We start from the raw sequence: 23865 nt of genomic DNA, 5'->3' as shown, positions 1-23865 counted from the left end.
CGAACCCCTTTCCCTCCCCACCCCCGAGACCTGGAGGTCTTCTGCCATGCCCGAGAACAACAACCGGTGGACCTCGGACCACCTGATGAAGCCCGGCGGAACCGCCGTGTACGCCGCCCAGCAGCGCGAGCGGCTGCGGCAGATGGCCGACGAGGTCAGGGCGCTGCTCGGCGAGTACCGGGCGGACCTGGAGAACATCAGGTTCGACGGGGACAGGCCCTTCGAGGCCCGAATCCGGGCCTTTCTCGCGTCGCGTCCTCTGGCGCAGCTCGAAAGCGACTTGCGGGACGCCGTGAATCACGCCGGAAAGCTCGACGCCGAATTCCAGCGACGCTACGTCGAACTGCCGTTGAAGCGTGAGGAGAAGGCGGAGAAGAAGGAGCTTGATAAGACCAGGAAGAATGGCCTGAACACCGCCCGAGCGGTCAACACCGCCGGGCAGCTCAACGGCCTCACGAGCGCCCTGGCCGAGCCGACCGGCGACGGGAAGGGAGTCGTGCAGAAGACCGGCACGGACGGCGGCCAGAACACCTTCCTGGACTTCCTGGAAAAGAGGGCCTGATAAGTGCCCGGCCACCTTTCTAAGGGTCAGACGGCGCGCTGGAACAAGCGCCTGGCGGAGACCACCACGAACAAGGCGCGGGCGACCGCGCTGTGGGACCTGGCCCGCCTCCTGGCGGGCACCGACGACAAGGCGTGGGCCGACCTGGTCCTGCTGCTCCAGCGCTGGACGACGGAGCAGCAGGGCCGGCCGACCTCGCCGTAACGCTCCGCGCTCATCACTGCTCATCATCACCGCCTCACCCCGTGAATCCGGGGGGCCCAACATGCGCGCCTATACGCGCGCGTGAGGCCCCCCGGATCCGTGACCCGGAGTGACTGATCGAAGGAGACGGCCAATGGCCGACGACGACGCCGGGGGGACCGTCCTCGGCTTCCCCGGCGGGCTGACGATCCCGGGGCCGGTGGGCAGCGGCCCGCCGGCCCCCGGGGCCGACGCCCCCACCCTGACCGCCCTGCCCACCCTGGCGCCCCCGCCCTCCCTGCTGGTGGCGGGAAATCCCGACGTCGGCGGAGGCAGCAGCACGACGGCCGCACACGCGGACCCCGGAATCCCGGACAGTCCGCAAGGGCCTGGAATCGCCGCCATGTCGGTGGTGATGATGGCCGGTATCACCGTCGCCGCAATGCGCGGCGCATGGAATGCCGCCGCTTATCTGAAAGCCCGCCACGAACACCACCGGGCCATTGCAGATCAGCAGCGGGCGGCGGCCGATAAAGCCGAGATCGGAGTGGAAGCGGCCCGCCAGAAAAGCCATCTGCAGCCCGGTCCGGAATTCGGGCGCAGCACCCGCACGTCGGCCGGCGGAGGGGGCCGGACAAACTCCGGAAAGAATTCCGCACCCAGCACGTTCCGCTCCCCCGGCGGCTCCAATTCGCCGGGCGGCTCCGGATCCAAGACGCCCAGCAAGGCCCCTGGCGGGAGCTCTGGCGGCCGTACGCCCACACTGGGCACCGGCGGTCGCGGAGGCGGCGGCGGAGGCCGCAGGGGCGCCCTGGAGTCCTCCGGGACAAAGGGACGCGGAAAGCCCGGAGTTGGGGGCGGAAAGACCCCGACAACCGGCACGAAGAACAGCTCCGGAAGCCTCTCCGGAGCCGTCCGCGACCGAGCCGCCGACCGGATCCGCAATGGCCCCAAGCCGAAGAGCGGCACCGGAACCCCCGGCACGTCCGGCGCGGGCGGCGGCGCCACACCCTCCTCCGGCTCGAAGCCAGGCCGCGGGCCCGGGTCGAAGACCGGCACGTCCGGGTCCAAGCCCGGCACGGGCACGAAGCCCGGCACCTCGGGCACAAAGCCCGGGGCGTCCGGCACCAAGCCCGGCTCGTCCGGAACGGGTTCGAAGCCGGGCCGCAAGCGCCCGTCCTCGCCCGCCCCGGCCACGGGCCGCAAGGGCAAGAAGGGCGGGAGGAAGCCGGGCGCCAGCGGCCCCCCGAAGCGCAAGGGCAAGGGCCGGGTCACGCTCCCGGCGGCCATCGCGGCGGAATCGGCGCGGCGGCTGAAGAAGCGCCGCAAGCACCTGACGCCGATCCTGATCACAGTCCCCAAGGGCAAGAACAAGGGCAAAAAGAAGCCCGCCCCGACCGGAACGGCGGCACCGGGCACGCCGAAGGTCGACCTGACCAAAAAGCCCAAGCCCAGCACGACCACGGCGGCCGGTACGGCGAAGCCGAAGGTCAGCCTCACGAAGAAGCCCAAGCCCGCCACCACGGCCCCAAAGGTGAACCTGCGCAAGAAGGTCCGGCTCACCAAGAAGCCCCGCAAGCCGGGACCGGGCGCTCCCGCCGGTCCCCCCGGTACGGCTTCGAAGGTGAACCTGCGCAAGAAGGTCAAGCTCACCAAGAAGCCGCGCAAGCCTGGACCGGGCCCGGCCGCCGGCCCCACCGGCAGTACGGGCCCGACCGGTTCGGCTGGTCCGGCCTCCAAGCGGAAAGGCGACAGGCGCCGTTCCCTGCGCGGCTGGTGGGAGCGGGCGGGCGCGCGCCGCTCCGGGCGGCCGGATCCGGACCCGTCCAGCTCCACCAGCTCCGCCACGACGTCCGGTCCGGACACGGCACCGAGCGGAGGGTTCGGCCCGCCCCCGGGCTGGGGCTACGCCGAAGGCACCACGATCACCGTCGAACAGACCGGCGGCCAGGTCTGGGAGGCACGCCAGCGTGAGGCACGCCGCCGGGCAGGGGTTCCCGCCGGAGCGATTCCCGCAGCAAGGACAGGAGGAACCGTAGTGACCGTGCCCGTCCCGACGAAGGCACCGAGCACCCAGTACGCGGACAGCGACCTGACGATCTTCGACGTCATCGACTCCGACGCCGACATGGCCGAGGAGATCATGGCGGGCGTCGACGAGGCCAACGCCGCCGCGGACGGCTGCGAGAAGATGATGACGCGGCTGGAGGCCCTCCACACGAAGATCGTCGAACTCAAGGTGCCCGGCGTCCTGGAGGGCTGGGTCCTGATCCTCGCCGAGAAGGCCGTCAGCGTGAAGGCGAAGGCGGAGGCCCTGGCGGAGAAGCTGCCCGCCGCCTCCGAGTCCATCCGCACCGCCGGCGAGAACGCCGAACGCCGCCACAAGCCGCTCGCCGACGCCGTTCGCGACGCCGGACACGCCGCCCCCGCCGAGCGCGACTACCACGTCGAATAGGAGAACCCACCGTGTCCGACCTCGTACCCGTCATCGGCGGCGCTCTCCAGAAGACCGGCTCCGTCATCGTCGGCGCCGTCCGCTTCGGCATCGTCGTCGCACAGCTGACCGCCGCCAGCGCCACCATGGCGGGCCTGTCCAACCAGGTCCGCTCCACCTTCAAGTACGTGGAGGACTGCGCGAACTCGGTCGACAAGCTCGCCGACCTCGCCGCGTCCAAGGCCGTCGACCAGTCCACCGTCAACGAGCACCGCGAGGCAGCGACCGTGATGCGGTCCTGCAAGGACGAAGCCGAAGCCATGGCCGTGGAGTGCGAGGAGATGTCCACGCTCTTCCACTCGACCGCCGACGGGCACATCGCCGACTACGGCGCCGTCGCGGACGCCGCCAACAACATGCCCGACGGCATCGAGATGGCCGACCGCACCTTCTACAGCAACCGCTGACCCACCCCGCACCAGCACGAAGGGCGGCGAACCCCGAGAGGGTTCGCCGCCCTTCCCTATGCCCCTTAAGGAGAGCCCACCGATGATCCGCCTCGGACCCCTGCGCAGCCGCTTCGCCCTGGCCCGCAACGCCTTCGGCCGCGTCGCCACCGTGGCCGGCACCGGCGCGCTCGCCACCGGCGCCTTTACCCACGACTTCTACGGCCCCTCCGTCCTGGCCGCCCTCGGCTGCGCCGGATGGGGCGCCGCGTGGTCGCTGACCCTGCGGCGCGACGCGACGGGCAACACCGCCATGGGCCTCTACATGGCCCCCTCGGTGTCCATGGCCGTCCTGCTCACCGCGCAGCGCATCATCCCGGGCATCGACTGGTACTGGGAGCTCCTCGCGGACGCCGGCTGGACCGCCGCCGTGCTGTACGTGCGCCCGGCCCGCGTAGCCCGCGTCCTAGTCGGCCGCGAGAAGTCGCTGACCCCCGAGGCCATCGAGCAGACCCAGGAGCTCCTGACCCAGGAGAACGTCCCGGCCGGGCCGCAGCACCCGATGGCCGCGTACTGGGCGCAGCACGTCGCCATCGAGGGCGGCGCCGCCCCGAACACGGTGCTGGAGCAGATCGAACGCACCGGTGAGGAGTCGATGACCGCCGTCATCCGCTCCACCCTCCCGGGCAAGCCGGTCCCGAAGATCGACCTGCTGGAGCTGTCCGCGGCCATCAACTGGCCCGAGGGCGACATCGCCATCACCTCCGTTCCCCGGCAGGGAGCCGGGGTGCGGCGCCTCGCCGTCGGCCAGGCCCCCGAAGAAGCCCTGGACATCTACACCGCCTGGGAGAAGCTCATCGCACCCAAGGGCATGCCCTCCACCGTCATCACCGCGATCCGCACCGTCGACATCCCCGACGAGGAGACCAAGGAGCTCCCCGCATGAGCAGGATCTACGAGCTGACCGTGGAAGCGGCCGAGCCCGGCGACATCATCACCTACCACCCGCAACGCCTCGCCGCAGCGCTGCACATCGGGGACGTCAACCGGCTCGCGGTGGAGACCAGCGTCATGGGCACCAAGGCGCTGGTCACCATCTACCCGGACGACCCGCTCGCCCGCGTGATCCTCGCCGACCCGCAGATGCTGGTCATGGACGAACGCGGCCGCATCTGGATCGGCCGCTACCACAACGGCCGGCCCTCCCTGCTGCGCCTGTATGACCCGGCGAGCGGCTCCGCGCAGCGCCTGCTGCTGTTCGGCACCACCGGCGCGGGCAAGTCCACAGCAGGGCAGATCATCCTCGCCGCGATGAAGCGGTCCGGGATCGCCGTCCTCTACGCCGACCTCAAGGGCGGCCAGTCCGCGCCCGAGGCGTACGGGCAGGCCGGGCCCGGTTCGGACGGCAACGTGGCCTGGCGGGTCACCACGCAGGAAGGCACGATGGCGCAGCTGCGCACGACGTGGCTGACCATGATGGACCGCCAGGAGCGCTACGCCCGCCTGGGCCGCTCCAAGTTCCTGCGCGACCGGCCCGACCCGCTGATCTACCAGATCATCGACGAGGCCAACCGCCTCCTGGAGAAGGGCGCCCCCTACCGGGACGAAGCGACGTTCTACATCAAGGACATCGGCCGCACCGGCCGCTCCCTCGGCGTCGGCATCGGCCTGTTCGCGCAGGCCGGCCACCTCGAAGAGATGGGCGGCAGCGACACCCTGCGCGCGATGTTGAAGGAAGGCGAAGTCGTGTTGCTTCGCTGGACCAGCTCGATGATGAAGCAGCTGGTGACCGACGGCCTGCTGCCCGCCGGGCAGGTCCTCGCGCCGATCCCGAAGTACGCGGGCGAAGTCGACCTCGTCTCGCAGTTCGACGAGGAGCACGACGACAGCGACCTGCCCGGCACCCAGGGCACCGCCTACAACGTCAACGGCCGCTACCCGACCAGCAAGATGCGGTTCTGGAACATCGGCTCCGACGAGCCCACCGAGGGCCTGGACCCGATGGTCCTCGACCTGTACGGGCCCGGCGCCCCGCCCGAGATCGAAGAGGATGCCTGGGGCCTCATCGGTGACGCCTACTGCCAGCGCCTGGACGGCATGGAGGCGTACCGAGCCGTCTTCCCCGAGCCCGAGGAAGACGAAGACGGCGAAGGCGGCGGCAAGAAGAAGGGCGGCGGCGGAGCCAAGGCGGCCCCCTCCCCCGTCCCGGCCTCGGTGCCCAAGCCCCGCGCCCGCACCCTGCGCGACCGCATCCAGGCCGTCCTGGACGCGCACGACGACCCGCTGGACGCGCTCCAGATCCTGGAGCTGGTCAACGCCGACGGCGGCCGCGAGGTCAAGCTCGGCAGCGTCCGCAACACCCTGACCGCGATCAGGAACTGACCCACTCCCCCGTCATCGGCCGGGCTGGCCACCGCGCCCGCCCGGCCGCCGGCCTTTCTGAAGGAGCTCACCCGCTGTGGCGCTGACCATCTCCCTGGTCTTCTTCGCCGGAATCCTCGTCGTGGTCCTGGTGCGCACCGGCTACCTGCGTCTGTGGCCCGCGCTCGCCGCCGTCCTCTTCGGCTTCACCCTCGCCTCCACCGGCATCGCGCCCGCCATCAACGGCGCGATCAGCAACATCGCCGGATGGATCAGCACCCTCGGATAGCCCGCCCACGAACCGGTCGGAGCCCACCATGAACCGCCCCCTGGCCGTCATCGACGAAGCCGCCACCGTCCTCGCCAACGACCCCGAGGCCCGCCGACTGCTGAACGAGCTGCTGCTCGCCGGACGCAAGAACGGCGGCCAGGAGCAGCTCGAGCCGGAGACCGGCCCGCAGGCCGCCCTGCGACTCCGGCAGTACCCGACGCTCGCCGAACTCGAGGCCGCCCCCAGCTGGCACTAACCCCGCCCGCTCCCCCCACCCTCGCGCCCTCCCCGCCGCCACGGCCGGGAGGGCGCACCCGTACCCGAACGGAGACAGCACGATGGACTTCCACCCCACCGCCGGCCGCCCGATGTCCGACGCCGAGGCCGCAGCCGAAGCCAAGCGGATCATGGACGCGAGCTTCCGCATCGAGGAGCCGGTTCGTCACTTCCCGACGTCGTACCGCGACCACTCCCCCGTGCCCGCCTACGGCGACACCCCGCCCGTCCACCAGCCCGACCACCGGATCGTGCCCGCCTGGGCGGCCGGAATCGCCGTGGCCTCCATCGGCGTCGGCGCCGGGGTCACCGGCATCGGCTGCGGCGCCTGGCTGGTCCTGCAGGGCCTCGCCTCCGTCAGCCTCGCCGGAGTCCTGATGGTCACCCTGCCGTTCGCCGGCCTCGCCATGGCCGCCACCGCGATCGGCGGCGCGATCAACCGCGCCCGCTCCGCCGTCACCAAGAACATCTACGAGGGCCCGGTCACCATGCGGACCGAGATCAACAACCACAGCACCACGCGCGGCATGTTCTTCGCCCGCACCCGCAACGACATCCACAACTGACCCGGCACCCTGCGTCGTACTCGAACCCCGCCCTGCTGGCCGGGAGTCGAGTACGGGGCAGGCCGCCCGGAGCAGCCCGCGCGCTCAGTCGTCGTCCAGGTAGATCAGCAGGCGGCCGTACCCATCGACCTCCGCCTCGTAGATCACCCCGTCGACGATCGCGTGGTCGACGACCACCTCGTAGTCGTCCTCGTCGTCGATCCACAGCACGCCGTCGTCGTCCGTGAACGCCGGATAGATCACCCCATCGGCGATCACCGAATCGAACTCGACTGCCATCACGCCCCCTTGCTGCTCCCTGGCCTGCCCCAGCCTGTCGCACCACCAGGCCCCGGCAACAGAGCCATGCCCATCCCGTACGCGCCGTCACCGTTCTCGAAGGAGAAGCCGACCGTGGCTGACCACAACGACCGCACCCCGAACATCCCCGGCCCGCGCCAGGAGCCCCCGGCCACCGACCACGGCCAGGCCCTCGGCCACCCCGCGGCCCCGCCCCTGCTGATCGAGGAGGGCCGCACAACCCGGGCGGCCGCAGCACCGGCAAAGGCCGGCCGCCCGCTCCCTCACCTCTTCGAGATCAGGAGAACCCCAGCATGACGCACCGTCCCGCCGTCTTCGCCGCCCTGCTCGGACTGACCCGCGCCGGAAGCGCCATCGGAGACTTTTGGGTCCAATCCGATTTCTGCGCCCGCGTGAAGGGCGCCTCCGACGACCACCCGGTCACCTACAAGGACCCGGTCACCGAGAAGGAGACCACCCACGGAACGGCCAGTGGCCGTGCCGCGTGCCTGCACCACTGCCTGACCTATGTGGCCACGCAGGCGGTCGTCGCCGGGCTCGGCGCCCGCGCGCTCGGCATCCGGGTCCACCCCGCGGCGGCCGCCGCCGCGCTCGCGGTGTCCTTCGGCACGCACTACGCCGCGGATCGCCGCGTCCCGGGCAAGGGCCTGCTGGAGAAGCTCGCCGACAAGACCGGCAAGGGCGGCTTCTACCGGCTCGCCTCGCAGGGCCTGAACGGGGCGTTCCACCTCGACGGCGCGTTCCACCACGGCTGCGAGACCGTCGCCGCGCTCATCGCCACCACCAAGGCGACCACCCGGTGACCCGGCCCTCCCGCACGCGCCTCACCCCGTCCGCACCCGAGATCCAAGGAGCCCCACGCATGACGTCGCTGACCTTCCCGTACCTGCCGGATGCCTGCCTGGTCGTCCTGATCGGAGCCAGTGGAGCGGGCAAGTCGACGCTCGCGCGGACCTGGCCCGCCTCCCAGGTCCTGTCCCTGGACGCCCTGCGCGAGGTGGTCAGCGGCGACGCCGGCGACCAGGAGGCGACCGGCGACGCCGTCGCCGCCCTGCACCTGCTTCTGGAGAGCCGCATGTGCCGGCGCCTGTTCACCGTCGTCGACGCCACGAACGTCACCTCCGCGGCACGGGCCCCGCTGGTCGCCGCCGCCAAGCGCCACAACATGCCCGCCGTCGCGGTCATGGTCTCCACCCCGGCCCCTGTGTGCGTGGAGCGCCAGGGCCCGCGGCCAGCCAACCGGACCGTGCCGGACGACACCGTCCGCGCGCAGCACACCGCGATGGTCCGCTCCCACCCGAAGCTGCAGGCCGAGGGCTTCAACGAACGGCTGCCCCGGGCCTACCCACCCCGTACGAGACGAGAGGGAGATCACCAGTATGGACTCCGTCCTGCGCGCACAGGCCCGGTTCGGGCAGCGCGCACTCTTACTGACCACCGCCGCACTGCCGTTGACCGGCTGGGCGGTCCACGCCGTCGCGCTCCACAAGCGGCTCGCCGCCACCCGCCGCGATCCGCTGACCGGCCTGCTGCGCCGCGACTCCTACACCGCCCGCGCCCGCCGGCTCCTTGCCCGGCACGACGACGTGGCCGTGGTCCTGGTCGACCAGGACCACTTCAAGGCCGTGAACGACACGATGGGCCACGCCGCCGGGGACGCCGTCCTGGCCGCGACCGCCGCCCGGCTCACCGCCTGGGCAGGCCCGCGCGCATCCGTCGGCCGGCTCGGAGGCGATGAGTTCGCCGTCGTCCTGGAGCTGCCCGCCGAGCGCCTGGAGCAGCGCCTCGCGCAGCTGGTCCGGATGCTGCACACCCCGATCGCCCTGGACGACGGCCGCACGGTCGACGTCGGCGCCTCGGTCGGCGCCGCCACCCCGAACGCGGTCGGCTCCCACGACCTGAGCCTGCTGCAACGCGCCGCCGACGCTGCCCTGTACGACGGCAAGCACACCGGCCGGGCGATCCTCGCCGCGCGGCAGCACGTCACGGTGCCGTCCATTAATGGCCGCCGGGCCGGCCGTCCGGGCACCAGCGTGTGGGGGCGGGCCGCATGAGCGCCGCGACCCTGCCCGAGGGCGACTGGATCCGCAGCATCAGCATCCGGCAGCCGTACGCGACCTGCATCCTCGCCGGTGCCAAGACCGTGGAGAACCGGCCCAGCCGGTGGCGGACCGGCTGGGTGCTGCTGCACACGAGCAAGACCATCGATCGGCCCGCCCTGCGCGCCCCGCTGATCAGCCGCACGATCCGCGACCGCCAGCTGGTCACCGGCGCGGTCGTCGGCATCGCCCGGATCACCGACTGCCACCAGGACCCCGAGGGAGCGCCGCTCTGCTCGCAGTGGGCCCTCCCCGGCGCCTGGCACCTGGTGCTCGCCGACGTCCAGGAGCTGCCCCTGCCCGTCCCCGCACGCGGGCAGGTCGTGCCCTGGAAGCCGACGCCGGACCTGCTGGAGCGCGTGTTCCAGCAGCTGCCCGACTTCCGGCCGTGACCCGTACCCGAGGCAAGAAGCCGCCATTCGAGCCGGGCCTGGTCCCGGCTCCCGGCGCTCTCCTCGAATGGCGCGACAGCCAGCACTTCGACCGCTGGCAGGACCGCCCCTGCGTGCTGTGCGACAAGCCCACGCCGATGCGCTCCCACGCCGGGGAGCCCGTCCACAAGGCGTGCGCAGAGAACTGGATCGCCGCGAACCCGGTTGAGGCCCGCCTCGGCCGGTTCGCCTCCGACACCCAGCCCAAGAGCAGCCAGCGCGCCACCCACGCCTGAACCCTCCCACCGGAGGCTCCCATGAGCAGCACCGACCGTCACGTCGACCACGCTCTCGCCTACCCCGAGCCGCCCGCCTCCCCGCTCTGGCACCGCCACGGCGCCGTGCAGGCCCGGCCCCTCACCGACGCGGAGAAGAAGCGCAACCGCGAGCTGCTGGTGCTCGCGCAGCACACCCCCCGACCCCGCTCCCCTCGCCCCACCGAGACCCTGGCGGAGGCTTCCCAATAGAGAAGTCAAGGCATGGAGCCTGCGCTGGGCTCCCAGCGGACCGCATCCATCGAGAGGGGATGTTAATCAGCGGGTTGGAAAAGACGCCAAAGCAAGATCCCACTGGTCAGCCGCGTGCAGGAGTGCAGCCGTATCCAGCTGCACCTCTACGACGTACTGGTAGAGGTCCGCTCCGTCATCGCCTTGTTGCCAAGGGGGCGCCCCCTCCAAAGACAGGTGAACGCGAAGCACCACTCCAGCCTCGTTTCGGTCGGCGAGACTGAAGGCCAGGACCGGCTCGACGAACCACGTGTCCGGGGACAACTCGCCGTCGGCATCAGGTCCGGTCACAGCCACCGTCCCCTCTGCTACCGCGCGCAGCCAGGCGGCCACCTCACGCGCCTCATCGGTCAGCAAGCAGGGATCGGCAAAGGACCAGCTGGCATCGGGAGTTGTGACGGAACCACCGATGACCAGCCAGTTGTCGTCGTAAGAGTCGCCCCTGACTGTGGGGAACTGATAGCGCAGCGGGCGGAGGTCGACACTGTTTGCCTGATCGCTCAATCGCACCGCCGCAGGATGTCACGGGCCTCGCCGCTCTGTATGGGGTGGGCTAAGGGTCAGGGTGACGCCGTCACCAGTGGTGGCATGACCTCGTAGAGGCGCCGGTCACGGATCAGGGCCCACAGGACGTTCACGCGGCGGCGGGCGAGGGCGATCACGGCCTGGGCATGGCGCTTTCCCTCGGCACGTTTGCGATCGTAGAACCGTCGCGAGTTCGGATCAGAACGGACGCTGAGCAGCGCGGAGGTGTAGAAGACGCGTTGTAGGCGCCTTTGGTAACGCTGTGGTCGGCGCAGGTTTCCGCTGACCTGCCCTGAGTCACGCGGCGCAGGGGCGACGCCAGCGAAGGCCGCAAGCCGGTCCGGTGTGGGGAAGGCATCCAGACTGCCGCCGACGCCGGCCAGAAACTCTGCGCCCAGAGTGACGCCGATACCCGGCATGGACAGGATCACCTCAGCCAGCTCGTGCTCGCGAAACTGGCTCTCGATGAGCTTGTCGGTCTCCGCGACCTTCTCGTTGAGGGCCATCACCTCCTTGACGAGGGTGTGGACCACCTCGCGATGGCGGACTCTCCGGCGACGGCGGTGTGCTGACGCTCAGCGGCCTCGACGACTCTTGCAGCGAGGGACTCGGCAGTGCGCACCTTCCGGTTACGCAGCCACGTCGTCAGGCGCCTGGTGCCCAGCCGACGGATGGCGGCAGGCGTCTGGTAGCCGCTCAGCAGCACCAGCGGCCCTGCGGTGTTGAGCTCAAGCGTCCGTTCCAGCGCCGGGAACATGCTTGTCAGCAGTGATCGGAGTCGATTGACGGTGCGGGTGCGTTCGGCGACGAGATCCGTGCGGTGCTCCGTCAGCAGCTTCAGCTCGATGGCAGCTTCGTCGCCAGGCCGGATCGGTTCCAGGTCCCGGCGCATGCGCGCCTGGTCGGCAATGATGCGCGCGTCACGGGCGTCCGTCTTACCTGCTCCGCGGTAGCTGTCCGTGGCTCGATTGACCGCGAGGCCCGGGATGTAAACGAGCTCCTGGCCGTGGTTGACCAGGAGGGCGATCAGAAGAGCCGGCTCACCGCCAGTCATGTCCAACGCCCACGTAACCCGGTCCCCGTTGGCGAGCTCCAGCACATCGGCGATCAAGGCGAGCAGCTCAGGCTCGTCGTTGGCTACTCGTCGCGACAGCAACGTGTCGCCTTCAGCGTCTAGGACCAGGCAGTGGTGATGTCCCTTGCCGCAGTCGGTCCCCGCCCATATCCGGCTCATCGTGCTCCAGTCGTTCGTCCCTGTCTGCGTACCACGGACGACCTCGCCGGCATTGCTCTACGCAGCGACCTGTTCGCACTTCCCAATCGGCGGCCGAGTCGTCGTGGGGAGCGGGGCGGCCAAGCCTCCGGAACCACGATCGGCAGCCAGCTGAAAGCCACACCCCGCACCCCTGGGTGCCTCAACCCTACGAATGGCTGCGGTCAACCCGTGGTCAGAAAGGTAGAGCCAGCTGATGGACACCAAGCACTGCGCCGTCGACGGCTGGGTCGACGCGATACCCGCACCCGGACCGGACGGCACCGCCACCTTCGACCTGGTCGTCCGGCCCGCCGACTTCGACACCGCCGACGAGGACGCCCCCGACACGGTCATCACCTGCACCAGCGGCGACCCCCGGATCACCCACGAGCTGCTGAACGGCATACAGCCCGGCGACCTGCTCCGCGCGACCGGCACCCTGGTCCAGCCGACGGTGCCCGGCGAGCACGCCCGGCTCACCGTCGACGCCCTCGAGGTCCTGGCCACCGCGCTCATCCCGGTTATTGGTAACTGCGGATATCAGAAACTGCGGAGTGCTGTCGGGTGAGCTGGCTCATCGGCCCCTGATGATGTCTTCGTCAATCGGCTGTTCGTCGTCGATGTGGTCGTAGGGGTCGTCATCCAGTAGGACGTCCTCGTTGAGGTCACCCAAGTGGATGAGGAGCTTGCTGCCCACTTCGAGGTCGCATGCTGCGCAGTGGAAGCCATAGGGGACGAGGTAGACCTCATTCAGGCCGCTGCTGTCTGCGTAAAGGTTTACCTCGCCAGCCACCCACCCCTGGGATCCGCAGGCCGGGCACTTCTTCGGGGCTTCCCGGCTCATGGTGAGCAGGGGCTGACTGGTGATCGAGGCCAGCACCACATCGCGCTCTTTGCTCGACATGTGCTCGAAGCGTTGTTCGAACATTGCGCGAGCCTTGACCAGCAGGGCTTCCGCTGTGACGCGTTCCTGTCGCACCTGCTCATCGACCAGTTTGTGATGCAGGACGAGGTAGGGGCCCCAGTATCCGTTCGGATCGATCTTCAGTTCTTCGAGAACCGGGTCGACCAGGCGCAAGCAGATTGTGAAGACGGCCTCGGCTTGCGTCGCGTCGTGTATCGCGCTGTGTGCGACTCCGTTTCGGGCGTCCGCAAGGGGCTCCAGAGCCTTCTTGTCGATCGGGATCTTCTTGGGGAGGAGCTTGAGTACCCGTTCATGAGCCTCAGCGAGACCGATGGTCTTCACCTTGGTCAGAGGGGCTGCGTAGGAGCCCAGGCCCGTGGCATGAAGCAGCGAATCGAAGTGCCGGCCGTCGACGATCAGCGCCGGGTGAATCCCAGCGAGGTAGGCCTTGAGCAGGTGCTCCGTAGCGATCCCAGCGTGGTGAACGGCGAAGTCGTAGCTCTCCGGGCCCTCGACGAAGGCCGCCAGTGCGGCACTCATCCATCGTTGTGATGATCTTTTCAGCTGCTCTGAGTCCATGACCGAGACGATAGGACCACGGAGCGGTCAAGCGCCCGGGGATTCGCTCTCATCCGCTGCGAGGTGAAGCCTGGGGTGAGGGCGGCTCTGGAGCTCTGCTGCGTATCGGGCCCAGTTGCCTCCGGACTGAGTCCATGCGGTGGCGCTCTCGGGGCTGAGGCCCAGAAGCTTCGAGAGGACCGCCGCCGGCAGCTGTGTGGACAACCCCATCAAGGCGGAGGTCCGGCCCGGGCGGGAGTAGATGCCGAGTCGCTTCAGCCGCTCTCCCAAGTGGTAACTGCTCAGGTGTTGGCCCGCGTAAGCGCCCGGGAAGAGCCAGACCGAATCGGACGCGGAGCCGATCGTGGTGTGCCCGCGACGTCGAGCGAGAAGCTGCCGGGCCAGTGTGTCCAGAGGATCTGGCAGCAGCAACGGTTCGGTGCCCAGCAGCAGGGACGTTCGTGGTCCATCGACTGTCACTGCCGTGGTCGGCAGTCGTGAGATCACGGTGATGTGCTGGGCATATAGCAGGAAGAGGAGCCCGGCGAACCGGTCCTCGATGGCGAGGTCCTCATCGTGCATGAGGCGGCGGGTGATCGCCCAACGCTCGTCTTCGTCCGTCGGTCGGACATGGTTCAGCCTCTCGAATGCCGGGATCGACAAGTCCTCGCCGATGTGTCGGTTCTTGCGGCACCACTCGATGAATCCACGAGCGTTGTAACGGGTCGAGTTCCCGCTGTCCATCCACTCATCCAGGTGACCCTGGGTGCACTGCCCGAGGCTGGCGCCCTGCCCGCGGAGCCAGGCCAGCAGGGCGACGGCGGCGCGGATCCCTGCCCGAGCGGTCGCGGCCTGGGTTGGGCTGAGAGGACGCTTCTCGGATTCACGCCGGAGACGTCGCAGGTGGTGCCAGGTCGCGAAGCGCCGAACGAGCTTGCGCTCGTTGTCGTCCGTGACGGCCTCGGTCGCCGAGGCGATCCACCGTTCCAAGGCTGCGAACTGTTCGTCGCGCGAGGGCAGTACTCCGGCGGTGACGAGCGCGGCCCGCAGAAAGGCCACGGACTTGTTTGGCAGCAACGTGTCCAGGCCCTCATGGGCAAGCGGGCAGCTGCCGTCCACGAGCGCGTCAAGAACCGTGCGGAAGCTGGATTGCTCCAGCCGCTTCAGTCCGGCCTTCGCTCCGTCTGCGACCAGGACGTCGTGAACCGGCTGCAGATCGGGCCGCATCGCGCCATCGCGGGAGAGCACATCAAGGACCTGTTGGTCACGGACGCAGCTGTGGCAGCGTCCGTAGCTGTGCAGATACTCGATCGTCCCGCAAAGCCGGCAGGGGTTGTAGGAGAGGGGATCCTTTCGCCAGCAGTCCCCGCAAAGGTGGCCGGCGTCGGTGCGGGCGAGGGCGTACTTGTTCTTGCCGCAACCCACACACGTGCGTCGCGTGCGAGAGCAGGTGTCGCAGCGGGGCATGCCGGTCGCGGCCCGGTAGCAGCGGCGAGGCCCCCTGCCGCAGAACCAACAGGTCCGCAACGTCGGCCGGGAGCATGCACGACAGAGCGGCCCATCCTTGGTGCGTCGCCCGACGGGACGGACCAAGTCGCAAAGAACGCAGGTGATCACCCTGTCGGCCTCGTAGCGCGTGCAGGACGAACACAGCGGAGTCCCGTCCGGGCGCCGGGACGCGACAGCTCTGTCATGTCCGCAGTGCCCACGAGCCGTCGAGTGGGCTTTGCGGTAACACAGGTAGCAGCACCTCAGGCCGTCGAACACGTGCTCAAGCGGTCGGACCTCGCGGCAGCCGCTGCAAGCTGGCACGGTGACGGACACGCCGACGTCGCTGAGGGCGGTGATCAGCCGGGCGACCCGTGCGGACGCCTTGGCACCCTCGCCGGTCAGCAAGCCCGGTGTGTCCTCGATCTCCCAGAGGAGGCGGAACATCACGTAGACGTTGCCGACCGGGGCGATGGACTCCACGACCCGGCGGACGGCTGCAGGGTCGGCGTCTTGGGCGACGGAGGTGACGGCCGCAGTAATCAGGACGACCGGGTCGCCGTCGGGCAGCCGCCAACAGTTGCGGCAGATCGCTTCGCCGGTGCGGGTGCGGCGATAGACGCGAGCCGGCCGGGAGCACTCGACACAGCTCAGGGATGCAGCACGGGACTTGTGGTCGCAGGATTGGCAGATGCGCTTGCCGTCGTCCCGCAGACTGGTCAGCTTTTTCGTGCTGGAGCAGGCGGCGCACTTCGGCAGGACGGCCCGGCGAGAGCCGTGCGTGAGCAGTGCCCGCTGGGCCGAAAGTGGGGGCGGGCGAAACTCCCGAAGCTGGGGTGGGTCCGCTTCCGCTGGTCCCGGCCTCTGGGCGCAGAGATCCGCTCGGCGACCGTGTCCCGCAAGGCCGGGCGGTGGTTCGTTTCGTTCCTCGTGGACGACCGGACCGCCACCCCCGACCGGCACGCCATGCCGGGAACGGCTGTAGGGATCGATCGGGGCGTGAAGACCGCTGCCGTCACCTCGGACTGCGAGTTCTTCGACCGGGATTTCATCACACCCGGCGAGACGGCCCGGTACCGGCGACTTCAGCAGCGTTCGGCTCGGCAGGAGAAGGGCAGCGTCAACCGCCGCAAGACAGTCCTGGCCATGGGGCGGATCATGTGCCGCGTCACCGACCGGCGCGGCGACTTCTGCGCGAAGACGGCCGTGCGCCTGGTACAGAGGAATGCCCTGGTCGTCCTCGAAGACCTCAAGACGAAGAACATGTCCGCCTCAGCCGCCAGCACTGTGGCCGAGCCTGGCCGTAACGTTGCGCAGAAGCGCGGCCTGAACCGGGCAATCCTGGACAAGGGATGGCACCGCCTCGAACTCGCCCTCACCAGCGCCGCCCGGTACACAGCCACGACACTGGTCAAGGTCAACCCCGCGTACACCTCGCAGCGCTGCCACGCCTGCGGGTTCGTCACCGAAGGCAACCGCGAGAGCCAAGCCGTCTTCGTGTGCAAGAACCCCGGATGCGGCAACACCGATCACGCAGACGTGAACGCGGCGAAGAACATCAAGACGGCCGGACAGGCCGTCTCAGCCTGTGGAGACCTCGGCACCGGCCGGTCCGTGAAGCAGGAACCCAGCAGCCGGGCGACCGGCCAAGCCACCTGAAAAGGGAATCCCGGTCCTTCATGGCCGGGAGGATGTCAACTCGTTCGGCTACCTGCACCTGCCCACCGGCCCGGACAGCAGCTCCCCCGTCTCGCCCGCCGCCAACCGGATCGAAGACGTCCGTGACCGGCTCCACGACCCGGCCGCCGCCCCCGACATCCTCGACCTCGACGGCTTCCACCCCCGCGTCCAGGACGTCGTCCTGAACACCCCCGGCGCCCGCGAGCTGCTCGCCAACCTCGCCAACTACGCCGGCCTCCCCGCCGGCCCCAGCCACATCGCCATCGGCTGTGCAGGAGGTAGGCACCGTGCCATTGACCGGACTACTGGGGAACATGCTGGGCGGACGCATCCCTGGCTCAGTCGGTGGATGTTCCACAACGCTAGCTGGCTTCCGCCAGCGAACCATTGGGTACTAGCGTTCCCAAGGACGCTGTGTGTTCGGCGCTGTCCGGCGTTGGGAGTTTCTCGCCTCTGAGGAAGGCGCCCAGAACTTCCACTCCGCGGTCGGCCCAGAACAAAGCCCACTGGAACTCTCTTCCTCTCTGGTCCTCGGCTGCCCCCTCCGTGCAGATGAGATCAAGGAGTCCGTTGGTGCAGGGAGGTCCTTCATATGCGTTGAGGCAGATGAAGATGGCGGCCATGCGCTCCCGGAGGTCGGCAGCTCCAGGCAGACGGAGCAGCGCCGTCTCGGCGTCGCGGCCGAATCGTCTGATCAGATCTCCTACGTGGTCCGTATCAGATCCCGCACTGCGAGTCATCTGAGCCATCTGCAACTCTCGTACCAGGTGTACGAGTTGCAGAAGAGCCTCGTCTCCCGCCGCGAGTGCCCGTTGCTCCCGGCGCTCGCTAGCAGCGTTCTTGGCCAGCTGCCACTGCTGAACCCATCCGCCTACCACGGCACCGGCTGCGCCTAGCAAAGCGCCGCCCAGACCGATCAAGCCCACAGCCACATCGCCGTTCATAGGCCTTATCTTTCTGGCGCATCAAAGACTGTGTCCTTGTTTTAGATAAATCGGTCTGCAGAGCTGTAGCTGGAGGCGCTGCGACTACGGGACCGTCCATCACCAACCTGGCGACCAGACTGCCGCGCTGCTTGCCGCGCGCTCAAGCAGCCCGAGCTATGGCAATCCGCCACCGACGTCGCGATCGAGCGGCGTGGATCATCGCCCTGGCCCGCACTGAACCTGGCCGGCAGGCCGATACCGACGTCGTCCTGGTCGTCGTAGTCCGGAAAAGTGCCAGCGGTCTTACCGAACTCCTGGCCCGAGCACTCCGCGACCGCGGCCGCGAGGTCGAAGTCGAGCACCTGTACGTCCACCTGCCGCGCGTCCTCAAGGCGCCCGCCAGCCCCCGCACTGCCAACCCCGAGAAGGAGACCGCCCGATGATCCGTCGCATGTTCCGCCGTTGCGGCAACGCCCCCGGCACCGCCCTCTCCCCCGAGGACCAGGCCGCCGTCGACGCTTTCCGCGCGATGCTCGCCGCTGTGCGGGACCCGGAGCCCTGGACACCGGGCCGGGCTCAGGACGTCGCCGTACGGGTCGGCCCGTTCGTCGAGCGCGCGCACACGCGCCCGGGCGACGACTACGGCCCCGACCTGATCGCTGTCGCCCTGGTCCACCCCGACACCCCGCACGCCGCGGCCTACGCCCACCGCTACACCAGCAAGGGCTGGCTCCGCCGCCAGACGGCCGCGATCCTCGGCGTCTGGAACCCGGCCTACGCGATGCTCACCCACGCCGCAGCGGGCCTGGACCTTCCCGACGACGTCGGCATGGCCCCCCCGCACTACGGCGTCCACGTCGAAGCCCGGAAGCCCGACGGCACCGGCTACATCCTGCTCCGCCTCGGCCCCTATACCCAGACCTGGCTCGCCTCCCGCGATGCCGACCGCTTCAACACCGAACTGGAGGGCAGGGCGGCCACCGTCGTCCCCGGGTTCACGGTCACCGCTAAGGGCGCGCCGTTCGACGTCAGCGACCACGAGAACTACAGCGACCCGTACGAGGTCGACGTCGCCGTGCTCCTGGCCGCCGCCGTCGCGGGGGTGGGCGCGTGACCACGGCCCTGTACGAGATCGAGACCACCGAGGCCGCCGACGGCACGACACACCCCGCCGAATAGATCTGGACCCCCGGCGAGGACGCAAAGGCATACGGCTTCCTCGCCCACGGCGGCGTGCACATCAGCGGCATCGGAGGGCCGGCCGACGACGAGAGCGTCTTCCCGGCCGCCTTCGTGGCCCTCGGACACCAGCTGTGGGCCGCCGTCATCAAGGCCGCAGCCGCCTACATGGAGCGCGTCCACGGCTGGCGAAGCCTGCACCTCTACCCCGGCGACGACCCGGCAGAGCTCATCCCCCGCATCCCGCGCGCCGTCCACACCGCCTGGTCTACGCCCCGCCCACCGAGCCCGGCGCCATCCCGATCACCGTCATGAGGCACCCGGCCGCCCAGGCGACAGCCGCCGCCATACCCAACCCCGACCACGGGCCGGTGCCCGCGACGTGGGCGCACTGACCTCACAGCTCTCCACCACCGAAGCCCTGTCCCCGGCACAGCTGGGGACAGGGCTTTTTTGCGTTTCTGTCCCGTCTCACCGAACTTTGACGAGTCTCATCGGAGTTTGACCGCCTGGGATTGAGCTGACTGCACTTGGTCGGCAACCGTAGGGTGCTCGTCGAGTCAGCCACCGGGCATCTGGCAGCAGGGAGGGGAACGGTGGCCGTGGCTATCCCGGGAGGTCAGCTTGGTGCCGGGAAGGCTGGCTTCTACGAGTCGGAGGTCAGGAAGCCGATGAGCTGCTCTCCGGTGGCGTCGGGGTGTTCTTGGAGGTACTCCGCAGCGCGCTGCCTGTCCGTGGCGTTCAGCGCCAGGCCCATGGTGTGCAGCCGTTCAGAGACCTTGCCGGAGACGTCTTGTTCCTCGGCCAGCCCCAGCTGATCTATCGGTGCCGTGATCCGCACCCGCAGGCAGGGAGCGACGGAGTCGACGCCGGCCTCCTGGAGGAGGCGGGAGGCTCGTTGGGATAGGTCCTCGGAGGACAGGACCCGGGTGGTCGAGTTGGCGATGCCCTGGAGCGGCTGGGCGCGCAGCAGGCCGTTCAACAACGGAACCAGCACAGACCCGTCGAGGAACGATCCGCGGTCCCGTTCCGCGACAGGCCTCCAGTACGTGATCACGTAGTCCAGCGCCCCGATATAGGCAGACCGCTGCTCCGGGCGGGCTTGGGGGTCGGCGGTTAAAGAGGTCTCGACCAGGGCCATGCTTACCGTTGGGCGGATCAGCGTCGCCGGGTCCGGCAGCTCGAAGACCAGGTCCGTCTCGTAGGGCAGGTATGGACCCAGGGCCTGGTCGAGCGCCGTGTTGAGGCGCGGTGGGCTGGATATGGCAGGCATCGTTCAGCTCCTCCACTTCAAGATCATCAATGGAGGTCGATCCTATAGATCCGCCACCTCGCGCGAGGGGATTCTCGGATCGCAGCCTCAAGAGCCAGGCGGTCAAACTCTGATGAGACTCGTCAAAGTTCGGTGAGACGGGACATCGACCTTCCGGTACTGAGGCTGCCAGTACGGATCCTCTTTGCGTTGGCCGGCTGGCGGCGGCGCAGGCATGGCGATGGCGGAGCATCCACTGCTGAGGCGTGGGCCGAGCTCTTCCATCCGTCACGGCGACACGTGCAACAGGAGCGGGAACGCCAACTTGTCCTCCGGGACGACGCTGAATCCGGTGCGCCCCCAGCTCTGTTGACCTCGACTCCGGCAAGGCGGTTATCCGCCCCGTGCAGAGCGCCACGAGCAGGGACGACGCGCCGTAACGGTTCGTTACATCACCATGCGCCCGTGCACGACTGCCAGGAAGTTCTCGGTTTCCTCCAGCCCCGTGCATCCGCTAAGAGCTGTCCCGTAAATGATCCTTTAGCGGGTGCGGAGGCGGACGTGCGGTGTGCGACCTGCTCGCCTATCCGGCTAGGGCGAGGTTGTGCAGGCGGGCGATGCCGCGCATGGCGTCATGGACGCCGTCTTCCTTGAGGCGGCAGTCGCGCAGGATCTTCCAGGTCTTCATTCGGGCGAAGACGTGCTCGACGCGGGCGCGGACCTGCGTGTGGGACGTGTTGTGCGCCTGCTTCCAGTCGGGAAGTTCTTCGCCCTGGCGGCGGCGGCGGTGGGGCATGACGAGTCCGGTGCCCGGGTAGCCGCCGTCGGCGATCGTCATGGTCTTGCCGACGGCGGCCTTGGCGCCGGATTCCTCCCACGCCTTGCAGTCGTTGCGGTTTCCGGCGAGGGGCCGGCCGACCACGACGACGAGCCGGGTGTCGGCGTCGATGACAACCTGGTGGTTGGTGGAGTACCGGTAGTTCTTCGACTGCGCGGCGACCGTATGGTCGCGGGTGGGCACCAGGGTGCCGTCCACGATGAGCACGGTGTCCTTGGTGAACCGCTTGCGGGGCTGGAGCGCGAGCATCGGCCCGAGGTGGTCGATGATGCGGTCCGCTGCCGACTTGGACACTCCGAACAGCGGGGCGAGCTGGCGCATCGTCAAGTTCGTGCGCCAGTAAGCCGTAACCAGCAGTGCCCGATCCTCCAGCGGAAGGCTCCACGGCCGGCCCTTGCGGACCACATCAGCACCCTTCCGCCGCAGCGCGGTCACCAGCCTGCCGAACAGGCGCGGGCTCAACCCGGTGAACGGGGCTATCCAAGACGGCTCCGACGCCGTGATCACACCAGCCACCACGAGATCATCTCACCCTCGATTGGGCGCTTCAGGAGGCGGCCTTCGCCCGTCTGAGGCACTCAGCCCTCGAGCCGAATGGCAACCTCGCGCAAGGCATGGGACTCGGCGACGCGGATACGCGTGCGGACCAGTGTCCGCATCATCGCCGCGCCTGCCACCACAGCGCAGAGATGCAGCACCACCGCGACGGTGAGACTCTCCGGCGGCGTGACTTCGGCCGGATCCGCCAGCGCCACATACAGCATGAGGGGCAGCTTCCAGGCGCTCCATGCGAACAGTGAGCCTGATCCGACCCACCCGAATGTCAGCGGGAGCCAGCGCGGCAACCCGGCAGGACGCGCCTGGGCGACCGTCCAGATGCCAGCGGATCCGGCGAGTGCCCAGAACCCCCATACAGCGGCCAGCACGTGCCAGTCGGTGTTCCGCTGGGCCGGGTGGGCGATTCCCAGAGTGCCTCCGGCCGCCCAGTAGAGCCAGACCAGACCGACTACGGCACCGACGAAAGCCGCCCACGGCGGCACCGTACGCGGCCCGTCACCGACGCATCCGATGAACGCATCCGGCCAGCGGCGCCGCAGATACGCCGGGACGGCGAGAGCCAGCCCCAGCCCCATCCCCACGAAGCTGAACTCGACCAGTACGCCCTCCCAGACTGGCATGGCCGGGTCGTCACCGCCGCCGCCCTGCGAGTCACCGCCCACATTCAGGAGCGCACTGAACAGACCGAAAGGCAGCACCGAGACGAGGAACCCCGACCCCACCCAGGAACAGAAGGCGACCAGCGGCCCCGGTATCCGCATCCCCCACGGCCGAACCAGCGCGAGCGCCAGAGCAATCCCGATCACCGCCATACCGACCGTGACGGTGTTGAGCACCACCCACTCCGCCAAGCCGAACCCATTGCCGATCGGCAGCACCCCCACGAGAGAGCCGACCACCCACGAGACTTTAATCAGCAAGTACGGCGACAGCTCCAGAGCCGCCCCGTACGCCGCGTTCCGCCCGACCCGATCCCAGCGATCCACCCGAACTCCCTTCCATCAGCAGGAATCCCAGCCTCCGGCCTTACCGGCCCGGCCACGTCCCCCGCCGGACGTATCCGCCTCCCCCACCCGGGGGAGGCGGGCGGGTGGCAACTGAGTACCGAAGGACCACCACGGCGAGTCCTCCCGCACAGTGCGGTGCGCGAGCCCCACGAGGAGTGCAACGTCGCCACGTGAAGGGACCGAGCGCACGACTCGCCAACTCGAGAGGCACTCAGCCACCTCGCCCTAACCATCAGTTACGGGACAGCTCTTAGGCCAGCAGAAGCTGGGCGTCCTGCCGGACTGTTTCCCCCGCACCAGCACGCCGGGTCCACGCCTTGGCGGCCGACAGCCGATCAGCAGGTCGAGTTGGTCTGCTTGCCGACCGCTTCCGTAGGCGCCTGAGCTCGGTGTGTATTTCTACTCCAGCAGCTTTTTCCTGGTGCAGTAACTTGCCAACGCCCCCTGGGAATGACCAGCTGCCGCAGAGCAGGACAACCGGAGGATCATCCATGCCCCGAGTGGCGCCGTACCTCGCAGTAGCCGACGTGCTGCGCGCACGGATTTTCGCGGGAGAGTGGGAGATCGGGGAGCGCCTGCCGTCCCGGGCACGGCTCGCCGTGGAGTACGGGGTCGGACGCAACGTCATGCAGAGGGCCATGGACCGTTTGATCATCGACGGTCTCCTCGAAGGACGCGCCGGCTCGGGCACCTACGTCCGCATGCCGCGAGAGCGCCTGCGGCTGGTCCGCTCGCGGCACCGCGAACGCCGGGAGGGCTCCCCTCCCTGGCAGGACAGGAGGGAGCGGGGCAGGGCCGACGCCTGGGATTCACACAGTCAGGTGCGCGTCCCCGCACCCGAGCCAATCGCCGAGCGGCTCGCCATCAGCCCCGGGGACCTCTGTGTCAATACGCATTACGAGTTCCTCGCCGGCGGGCAACCTGTCCAGCTTTCCGAATCCTGGGAGCCGATGGCTATCACGGACGGAACGCCAATTGTGCTGCCCGAGATGGGACCCCTGGCGGGAAAGGGGGTGGTCGAGCGCATGCGCTCCATTGGCGTGGTCATCTCGACTGTGGTCGAGGTGCCGCGCCCGGCTCGTGCCACCCAGGTTCAGGCGAACCTTCTGGGGATCAGCGTGGGGGACCTCGTGCTGCAGATCGAGCGGACCATCTTCGACACGGACGGACGTCCGGTGGAAACGGCCGACATGGTCATTCCGGACGTGCGCCGGGAAGTGGTCTACGAGTTCGGAGTCGGCCGACTGTAGTCGTTGAAGC

Annotated in this window: 31 protein-coding genes and 2 pseudogenes; 23 read left to right on the top strand and 10 right to left on the bottom strand. The window is 69.1% G+C overall.

The window, feature by feature from the left end; translation table 11 throughout:
* The first annotated feature begins 106 nt into the window (after positions 1–106).
* The 9 genes from OHA89_RS40075 (at position 107) to OHA89_RS40035 (ending at position 7099) form a co-directional block, all read left to right on the top strand.
* Positions 107–562 (top strand): hypothetical protein, encoded by a 456-nt coding sequence (locus OHA89_RS40075; RefSeq protein WP_406368898.1) that lies wholly within the window; start codon positions 107–109, stop codon positions 560–562.
* A gap of 3 nt (positions 563–565) precedes the next feature.
* A complete protein-coding gene (locus OHA89_RS40070; protein WP_331761852.1) occupies positions 566–766 on the top strand; it encodes a hypothetical protein in 201 nt (66 codons plus the stop codon).
* 133 nt (positions 767–899) lie between these two features.
* A complete protein-coding gene (locus tag OHA89_RS40065; RefSeq protein ID WP_331761850.1) occupies positions 900–3200 on the top strand; it encodes a hypothetical protein in 2301 nt (766 codons plus the stop codon).
* Between the two features lie 11 nt (positions 3201–3211).
* Positions 3212–3646 (top strand): hypothetical protein, encoded by a 435-nt coding sequence (locus tag OHA89_RS40060; protein ID WP_331761848.1) that lies wholly within the window; start codon positions 3212–3214, stop codon positions 3644–3646.
* Positions 3647–3728: 82 nt separating this feature from the next.
* On the top strand, positions 3729–4571 hold the full coding sequence (locus OHA89_RS40055; RefSeq protein WP_331761846.1) for a hypothetical protein: 843 nt from the start codon (positions 3729–3731) through the stop codon (positions 4569–4571).
* On the top strand, positions 4568–6007 hold the full coding sequence (locus tag OHA89_RS40050; RefSeq protein ID WP_331761845.1) for an ATP-binding protein: 1440 nt from the start codon (positions 4568–4570) through the stop codon (positions 6005–6007). The genes OHA89_RS40055 and OHA89_RS40050 overlap by 4 nt, the downstream gene beginning before the upstream one ends.
* A gap of 76 nt (positions 6008–6083) precedes the next feature.
* Positions 6084–6275: a hypothetical protein gene (locus OHA89_RS40045; RefSeq protein ID WP_331761843.1), complete on the top strand. Its 192-nt coding sequence runs from the start codon at positions 6084–6086 to the stop codon at positions 6273–6275.
* A gap of 28 nt (positions 6276–6303) precedes the next feature.
* A complete protein-coding gene (locus tag OHA89_RS40040) occupies positions 6304–6513 on the top strand; it encodes a hypothetical protein (RefSeq protein ID WP_331761841.1) in 210 nt (69 codons plus the stop codon).
* An 82-nt stretch (positions 6514–6595) separates the two neighbouring features.
* Positions 6596–7099, top strand: coding sequence for a hypothetical protein (locus OHA89_RS40035; RefSeq protein ID WP_331761839.1), 504 nt, complete (start codon positions 6596–6598; stop codon positions 7097–7099).
* Positions 7100–7183: 84 nt separating this feature from the next.
* Here OHA89_RS40035 and OHA89_RS40030 read toward each other — a convergent pair whose 3' ends face one another.
* A complete protein-coding gene (locus OHA89_RS40030) occupies positions 7184–7378 on the bottom strand; it encodes a hypothetical protein (protein WP_331761837.1) in 195 nt (64 codons plus the stop codon).
* A gap of 114 nt (positions 7379–7492) precedes the next feature.
* On the opposite strand from OHA89_RS40030, the gene OHA89_RS40025 reads away from it, so the two are divergent.
* The 7 genes and pseudogenes from OHA89_RS40025 (at position 7493) to OHA89_RS39995 (ending at position 10396) form a co-directional block, all read left to right on the top strand.
* Positions 7493–7696 carry a hypothetical protein gene (locus tag OHA89_RS40025; RefSeq protein ID WP_331761835.1) on the top strand — a complete coding sequence of 68 codons (204 nt, stop codon included), beginning with the start codon at positions 7493–7495 and terminating at the stop codon, positions 7694–7696.
* The gene (locus tag OHA89_RS40020) at positions 7693–8202 is read left to right on the top strand and encodes a hypothetical protein (RefSeq protein WP_331761833.1); all 510 of its coding nucleotides are present in this window, start codon (positions 7693–7695) and stop codon (positions 8200–8202) included. Before OHA89_RS40025 ends, OHA89_RS40020 begins: the two co-directional genes overlap by 4 nt.
* Before the next feature lie 59 nt (positions 8203–8261).
* A pseudogene (locus tag OHA89_RS40015) lies at positions 8262–8723 on the top strand (AAA family ATPase); the annotation flags it as partial.
* Between the two features lie 55 nt (positions 8724–8778).
* The gene (locus OHA89_RS40010) at positions 8779–9453 is read left to right on the top strand and encodes a GGDEF domain-containing protein (RefSeq protein ID WP_331761831.1); all 675 of its coding nucleotides are present in this window, start codon (positions 8779–8781) and stop codon (positions 9451–9453) included.
* On the top strand, positions 9450–9890 hold the full coding sequence (locus tag OHA89_RS40005) for a hypothetical protein (protein ID WP_331761829.1): 441 nt from the start codon (positions 9450–9452) through the stop codon (positions 9888–9890). The genes OHA89_RS40010 and OHA89_RS40005 overlap by 4 nt, the downstream gene beginning before the upstream one ends.
* Positions 9887–10165, top strand: coding sequence for a hypothetical protein (locus OHA89_RS40000; protein WP_331761827.1), 279 nt, complete (start codon positions 9887–9889; stop codon positions 10163–10165). The genes OHA89_RS40005 and OHA89_RS40000 overlap by 4 nt, the downstream gene beginning before the upstream one ends.
* A gap of 21 nt (positions 10166–10186) precedes the next feature.
* Positions 10187–10396 (top strand): hypothetical protein, encoded by a 210-nt coding sequence (locus tag OHA89_RS39995; RefSeq protein WP_331761825.1) that lies wholly within the window; start codon positions 10187–10189, stop codon positions 10394–10396.
* Positions 10397–10462: 66 nt separating this feature from the next.
* Here the strand turns inward: OHA89_RS39995 and OHA89_RS39990 are convergent, their stop codons facing one another.
* Both OHA89_RS39990 and OHA89_RS39985 read right to left on the bottom strand, forming a co-directional pair.
* Positions 10463–10945 (bottom strand): hypothetical protein, encoded by a 483-nt coding sequence (locus OHA89_RS39990; protein ID WP_331761824.1) that lies wholly within the window; start codon positions 10943–10945, stop codon positions 10463–10465.
* A 50-nt stretch (positions 10946–10995) separates the two neighbouring features.
* Positions 10996–12194, bottom strand: a pseudogene (locus tag OHA89_RS39985) (IS110 family transposase).
* A 235-nt stretch (positions 12195–12429) separates the two neighbouring features.
* Here OHA89_RS39985 and OHA89_RS39980 point away from each other — a divergent pair.
* Positions 12430–12783, top strand: a complete 354-nt coding sequence (locus tag OHA89_RS39980; protein ID WP_331761823.1) for a hypothetical protein — start codon at positions 12430–12432, stop codon at positions 12781–12783.
* 6 nt (positions 12784–12789) lie between these two features.
* Here OHA89_RS39980 and OHA89_RS39975 read toward each other — a convergent pair whose 3' ends face one another.
* Both OHA89_RS39975 and OHA89_RS39970 read right to left on the bottom strand, forming a co-directional pair.
* Complete coding sequence (locus OHA89_RS39975) at positions 12790–13698, bottom strand: hypothetical protein (RefSeq protein ID WP_406368891.1); 909 nt, start codon at positions 13696–13698, stop codon at positions 12790–12792.
* A gap of 27 nt (positions 13699–13725) precedes the next feature.
* Positions 13726–14925: a hypothetical protein gene (locus OHA89_RS39970; protein WP_406368889.1), complete on the bottom strand. Its 1200-nt coding sequence runs from the start codon at positions 14923–14925 to the stop codon at positions 13726–13728.
* A gap of 753 nt (positions 14926–15678) precedes the next feature.
* On the opposite strand from OHA89_RS39970, the gene OHA89_RS39965 reads away from it, so the two are divergent.
* Complete coding sequence (locus OHA89_RS39965; protein ID WP_406368887.1) at positions 15679–16824, top strand: RNA-guided endonuclease InsQ/TnpB family protein; 1146 nt, start codon at positions 15679–15681, stop codon at positions 16822–16824.
* Between the two features lie 7 nt (positions 16825–16831).
* On the top strand, positions 16832–17302 hold the full coding sequence (locus OHA89_RS39960; protein ID WP_406368973.1) for a hypothetical protein: 471 nt from the start codon (positions 16832–16834) through the stop codon (positions 17300–17302).
* Here OHA89_RS39960 and OHA89_RS39955 read toward each other — a convergent pair.
* Positions 17208–17789 carry a hypothetical protein gene (locus OHA89_RS39955; protein WP_331761815.1) on the bottom strand — a complete coding sequence of 194 codons (582 nt, stop codon included), beginning with the start codon at positions 17787–17789 and terminating at the stop codon, positions 17208–17210. The genes OHA89_RS39960 and OHA89_RS39955 overlap by 95 nt on opposite strands.
* Positions 17790–17830: 41 nt before the next feature.
* A complete protein-coding gene (locus tag OHA89_RS39950; protein ID WP_406368885.1) occupies positions 17831–18145 on the bottom strand; it encodes a hypothetical protein in 315 nt (104 codons plus the stop codon).
* A gap of 65 nt (positions 18146–18210) precedes the next feature.
* Between OHA89_RS39950 and OHA89_RS39945 the strand changes: the two genes are divergently transcribed.
* Positions 18211–18885, top strand: a complete 675-nt coding sequence (locus tag OHA89_RS39945; RefSeq protein ID WP_331761811.1) for a hypothetical protein — start codon at positions 18211–18213, stop codon at positions 18883–18885.
* Between the two features lie 119 nt (positions 18886–19004).
* Positions 19005–19265 (top strand): hypothetical protein, encoded by a 261-nt coding sequence (locus tag OHA89_RS39940; protein WP_331761809.1) that lies wholly within the window; start codon positions 19005–19007, stop codon positions 19263–19265.
* A gap of 331 nt (positions 19266–19596) precedes the next feature.
* On the opposite strand, the gene OHA89_RS39935 is transcribed toward OHA89_RS39940, so the two are convergent.
* Positions 19597–20223 carry a hypothetical protein gene (locus OHA89_RS39935; RefSeq protein WP_331761807.1) on the bottom strand — a complete coding sequence of 209 codons (627 nt, stop codon included), beginning with the start codon at positions 20221–20223 and terminating at the stop codon, positions 19597–19599.
* Positions 20224–20355: 132 nt separating this feature from the next.
* Here OHA89_RS39935 and OHA89_RS39930 point away from each other — a divergent pair, with 132 nt between their 5' ends.
* Positions 20356–20856, top strand: a complete 501-nt coding sequence (locus OHA89_RS39930) for a DUF6191 domain-containing protein (RefSeq protein ID WP_406368882.1) — start codon at positions 20356–20358, stop codon at positions 20854–20856.
* Here the strand turns inward: OHA89_RS39930 and OHA89_RS39925 are convergent.
* Positions 20786–21556, bottom strand: a complete 771-nt coding sequence (locus OHA89_RS39925) for a transposase (RefSeq protein WP_331761805.1) — start codon at positions 21554–21556, stop codon at positions 20786–20788. The genes OHA89_RS39930 and OHA89_RS39925 overlap by 71 nt on opposite strands.
* A 62-nt stretch (positions 21557–21618) precedes the next feature.
* On the bottom strand, positions 21619–22584 hold the full coding sequence (locus OHA89_RS39920; RefSeq protein WP_331761803.1) for a hypothetical protein: 966 nt from the start codon (positions 22582–22584) through the stop codon (positions 21619–21621).
* A 512-nt stretch (positions 22585–23096) separates the two neighbouring features.
* Here OHA89_RS39920 and OHA89_RS39915 point away from each other — a divergent pair.
* Positions 23097–23855, top strand: coding sequence for a GntR family transcriptional regulator (locus OHA89_RS39915; protein WP_331761800.1), 759 nt, complete (start codon positions 23097–23099; stop codon positions 23853–23855).
* Positions 23856–23865 lie beyond the last annotated feature (10 nt).

The organism is Streptomyces sp. NBC_01546 (assembly GCF_045208355.1).
Classification (GTDB): domain Bacteria; phylum Actinomycetota; class Actinomycetes; order Streptomycetales; family Streptomycetaceae; genus Streptomyces.
Note: the sequence above shows the minus strand (reverse complement) of the source record. Positions and strands in the feature narration are given on the sequence as shown.

Excerpts from the sequence above, each read along its gene's own strand:
- OHA89_RS40065 (WP_331761850.1), top strand. The coding sequence starts at position 900 with ATGGCCGACGACGACGCCGGGGGGACCGTCCTCGGCTTCCCCGGCGGG.
- OHA89_RS40055 (WP_331761846.1), top strand. The coding sequence starts at position 3,729 with ATGATCCGCCTCGGACCCCTGCGCAGCCGCTTCGCCCTGGCCCGCAAC.
- OHA89_RS40050 (WP_331761845.1), top strand. The coding sequence starts at position 4,568 with ATGAGCAGGATCTACGAGCTGACCGTGGAAGCGGCCGAGCCCGGCGAC.
- OHA89_RS40040 (WP_331761841.1), top strand. The coding sequence starts at position 6,304 with ATGAACCGCCCCCTGGCCGTCATCGACGAAGCCGCCACCGTCCTCGCC.
- OHA89_RS40035 (WP_331761839.1), top strand. The coding sequence starts at position 6,596 with ATGGACTTCCACCCCACCGCCGGCCGCCCGATGTCCGACGCCGAGGCC.
- OHA89_RS40030 (WP_331761837.1), bottom strand. The coding sequence starts at position 7,378 with ATGGCAGTCGAGTTCGATTCGGTGATCGCCGATGGGGTGATCTATCCG.
- OHA89_RS40020 (WP_331761833.1), top strand. The coding sequence starts at position 7,693 with ATGACGCACCGTCCCGCCGTCTTCGCCGCCCTGCTCGGACTGACCCGC.
- OHA89_RS40010 (WP_331761831.1), top strand. The coding sequence starts at position 8,779 with ATGGACTCCGTCCTGCGCGCACAGGCCCGGTTCGGGCAGCGCGCACTC.
- OHA89_RS40005 (WP_331761829.1), top strand. The coding sequence starts at position 9,450 with ATGAGCGCCGCGACCCTGCCCGAGGGCGACTGGATCCGCAGCATCAGC.
- OHA89_RS39995 (WP_331761825.1), top strand. The coding sequence starts at position 10,187 with ATGAGCAGCACCGACCGTCACGTCGACCACGCTCTCGCCTACCCCGAG.
- OHA89_RS39980 (WP_331761823.1), top strand. The coding sequence starts at position 12,430 with ATGGACACCAAGCACTGCGCCGTCGACGGCTGGGTCGACGCGATACCC.
- OHA89_RS39975 (WP_406368891.1), bottom strand. The coding sequence starts at position 13,698 with ATGGACTCAGAGCAGCTGAAAAGATCATCACAACGATGGATGAGTGCC.
- OHA89_RS39955 (WP_331761815.1), bottom strand. The coding sequence starts at position 17,789 with ATGAACGGCGATGTGGCTGTGGGCTTGATCGGTCTGGGCGGCGCTTTG.
- OHA89_RS39945 (WP_331761811.1), top strand. The coding sequence starts at position 18,211 with ATGATCCGTCGCATGTTCCGCCGTTGCGGCAACGCCCCCGGCACCGCC.
- OHA89_RS39935 (WP_331761807.1), bottom strand. The coding sequence starts at position 20,223 with ATGCCTGCCATATCCAGCCCACCGCGCCTCAACACGGCGCTCGACCAG.
- OHA89_RS39915 (WP_331761800.1), top strand. The coding sequence starts at position 23,097 with ATGCCCCGAGTGGCGCCGTACCTCGCAGTAGCCGACGTGCTGCGCGCA.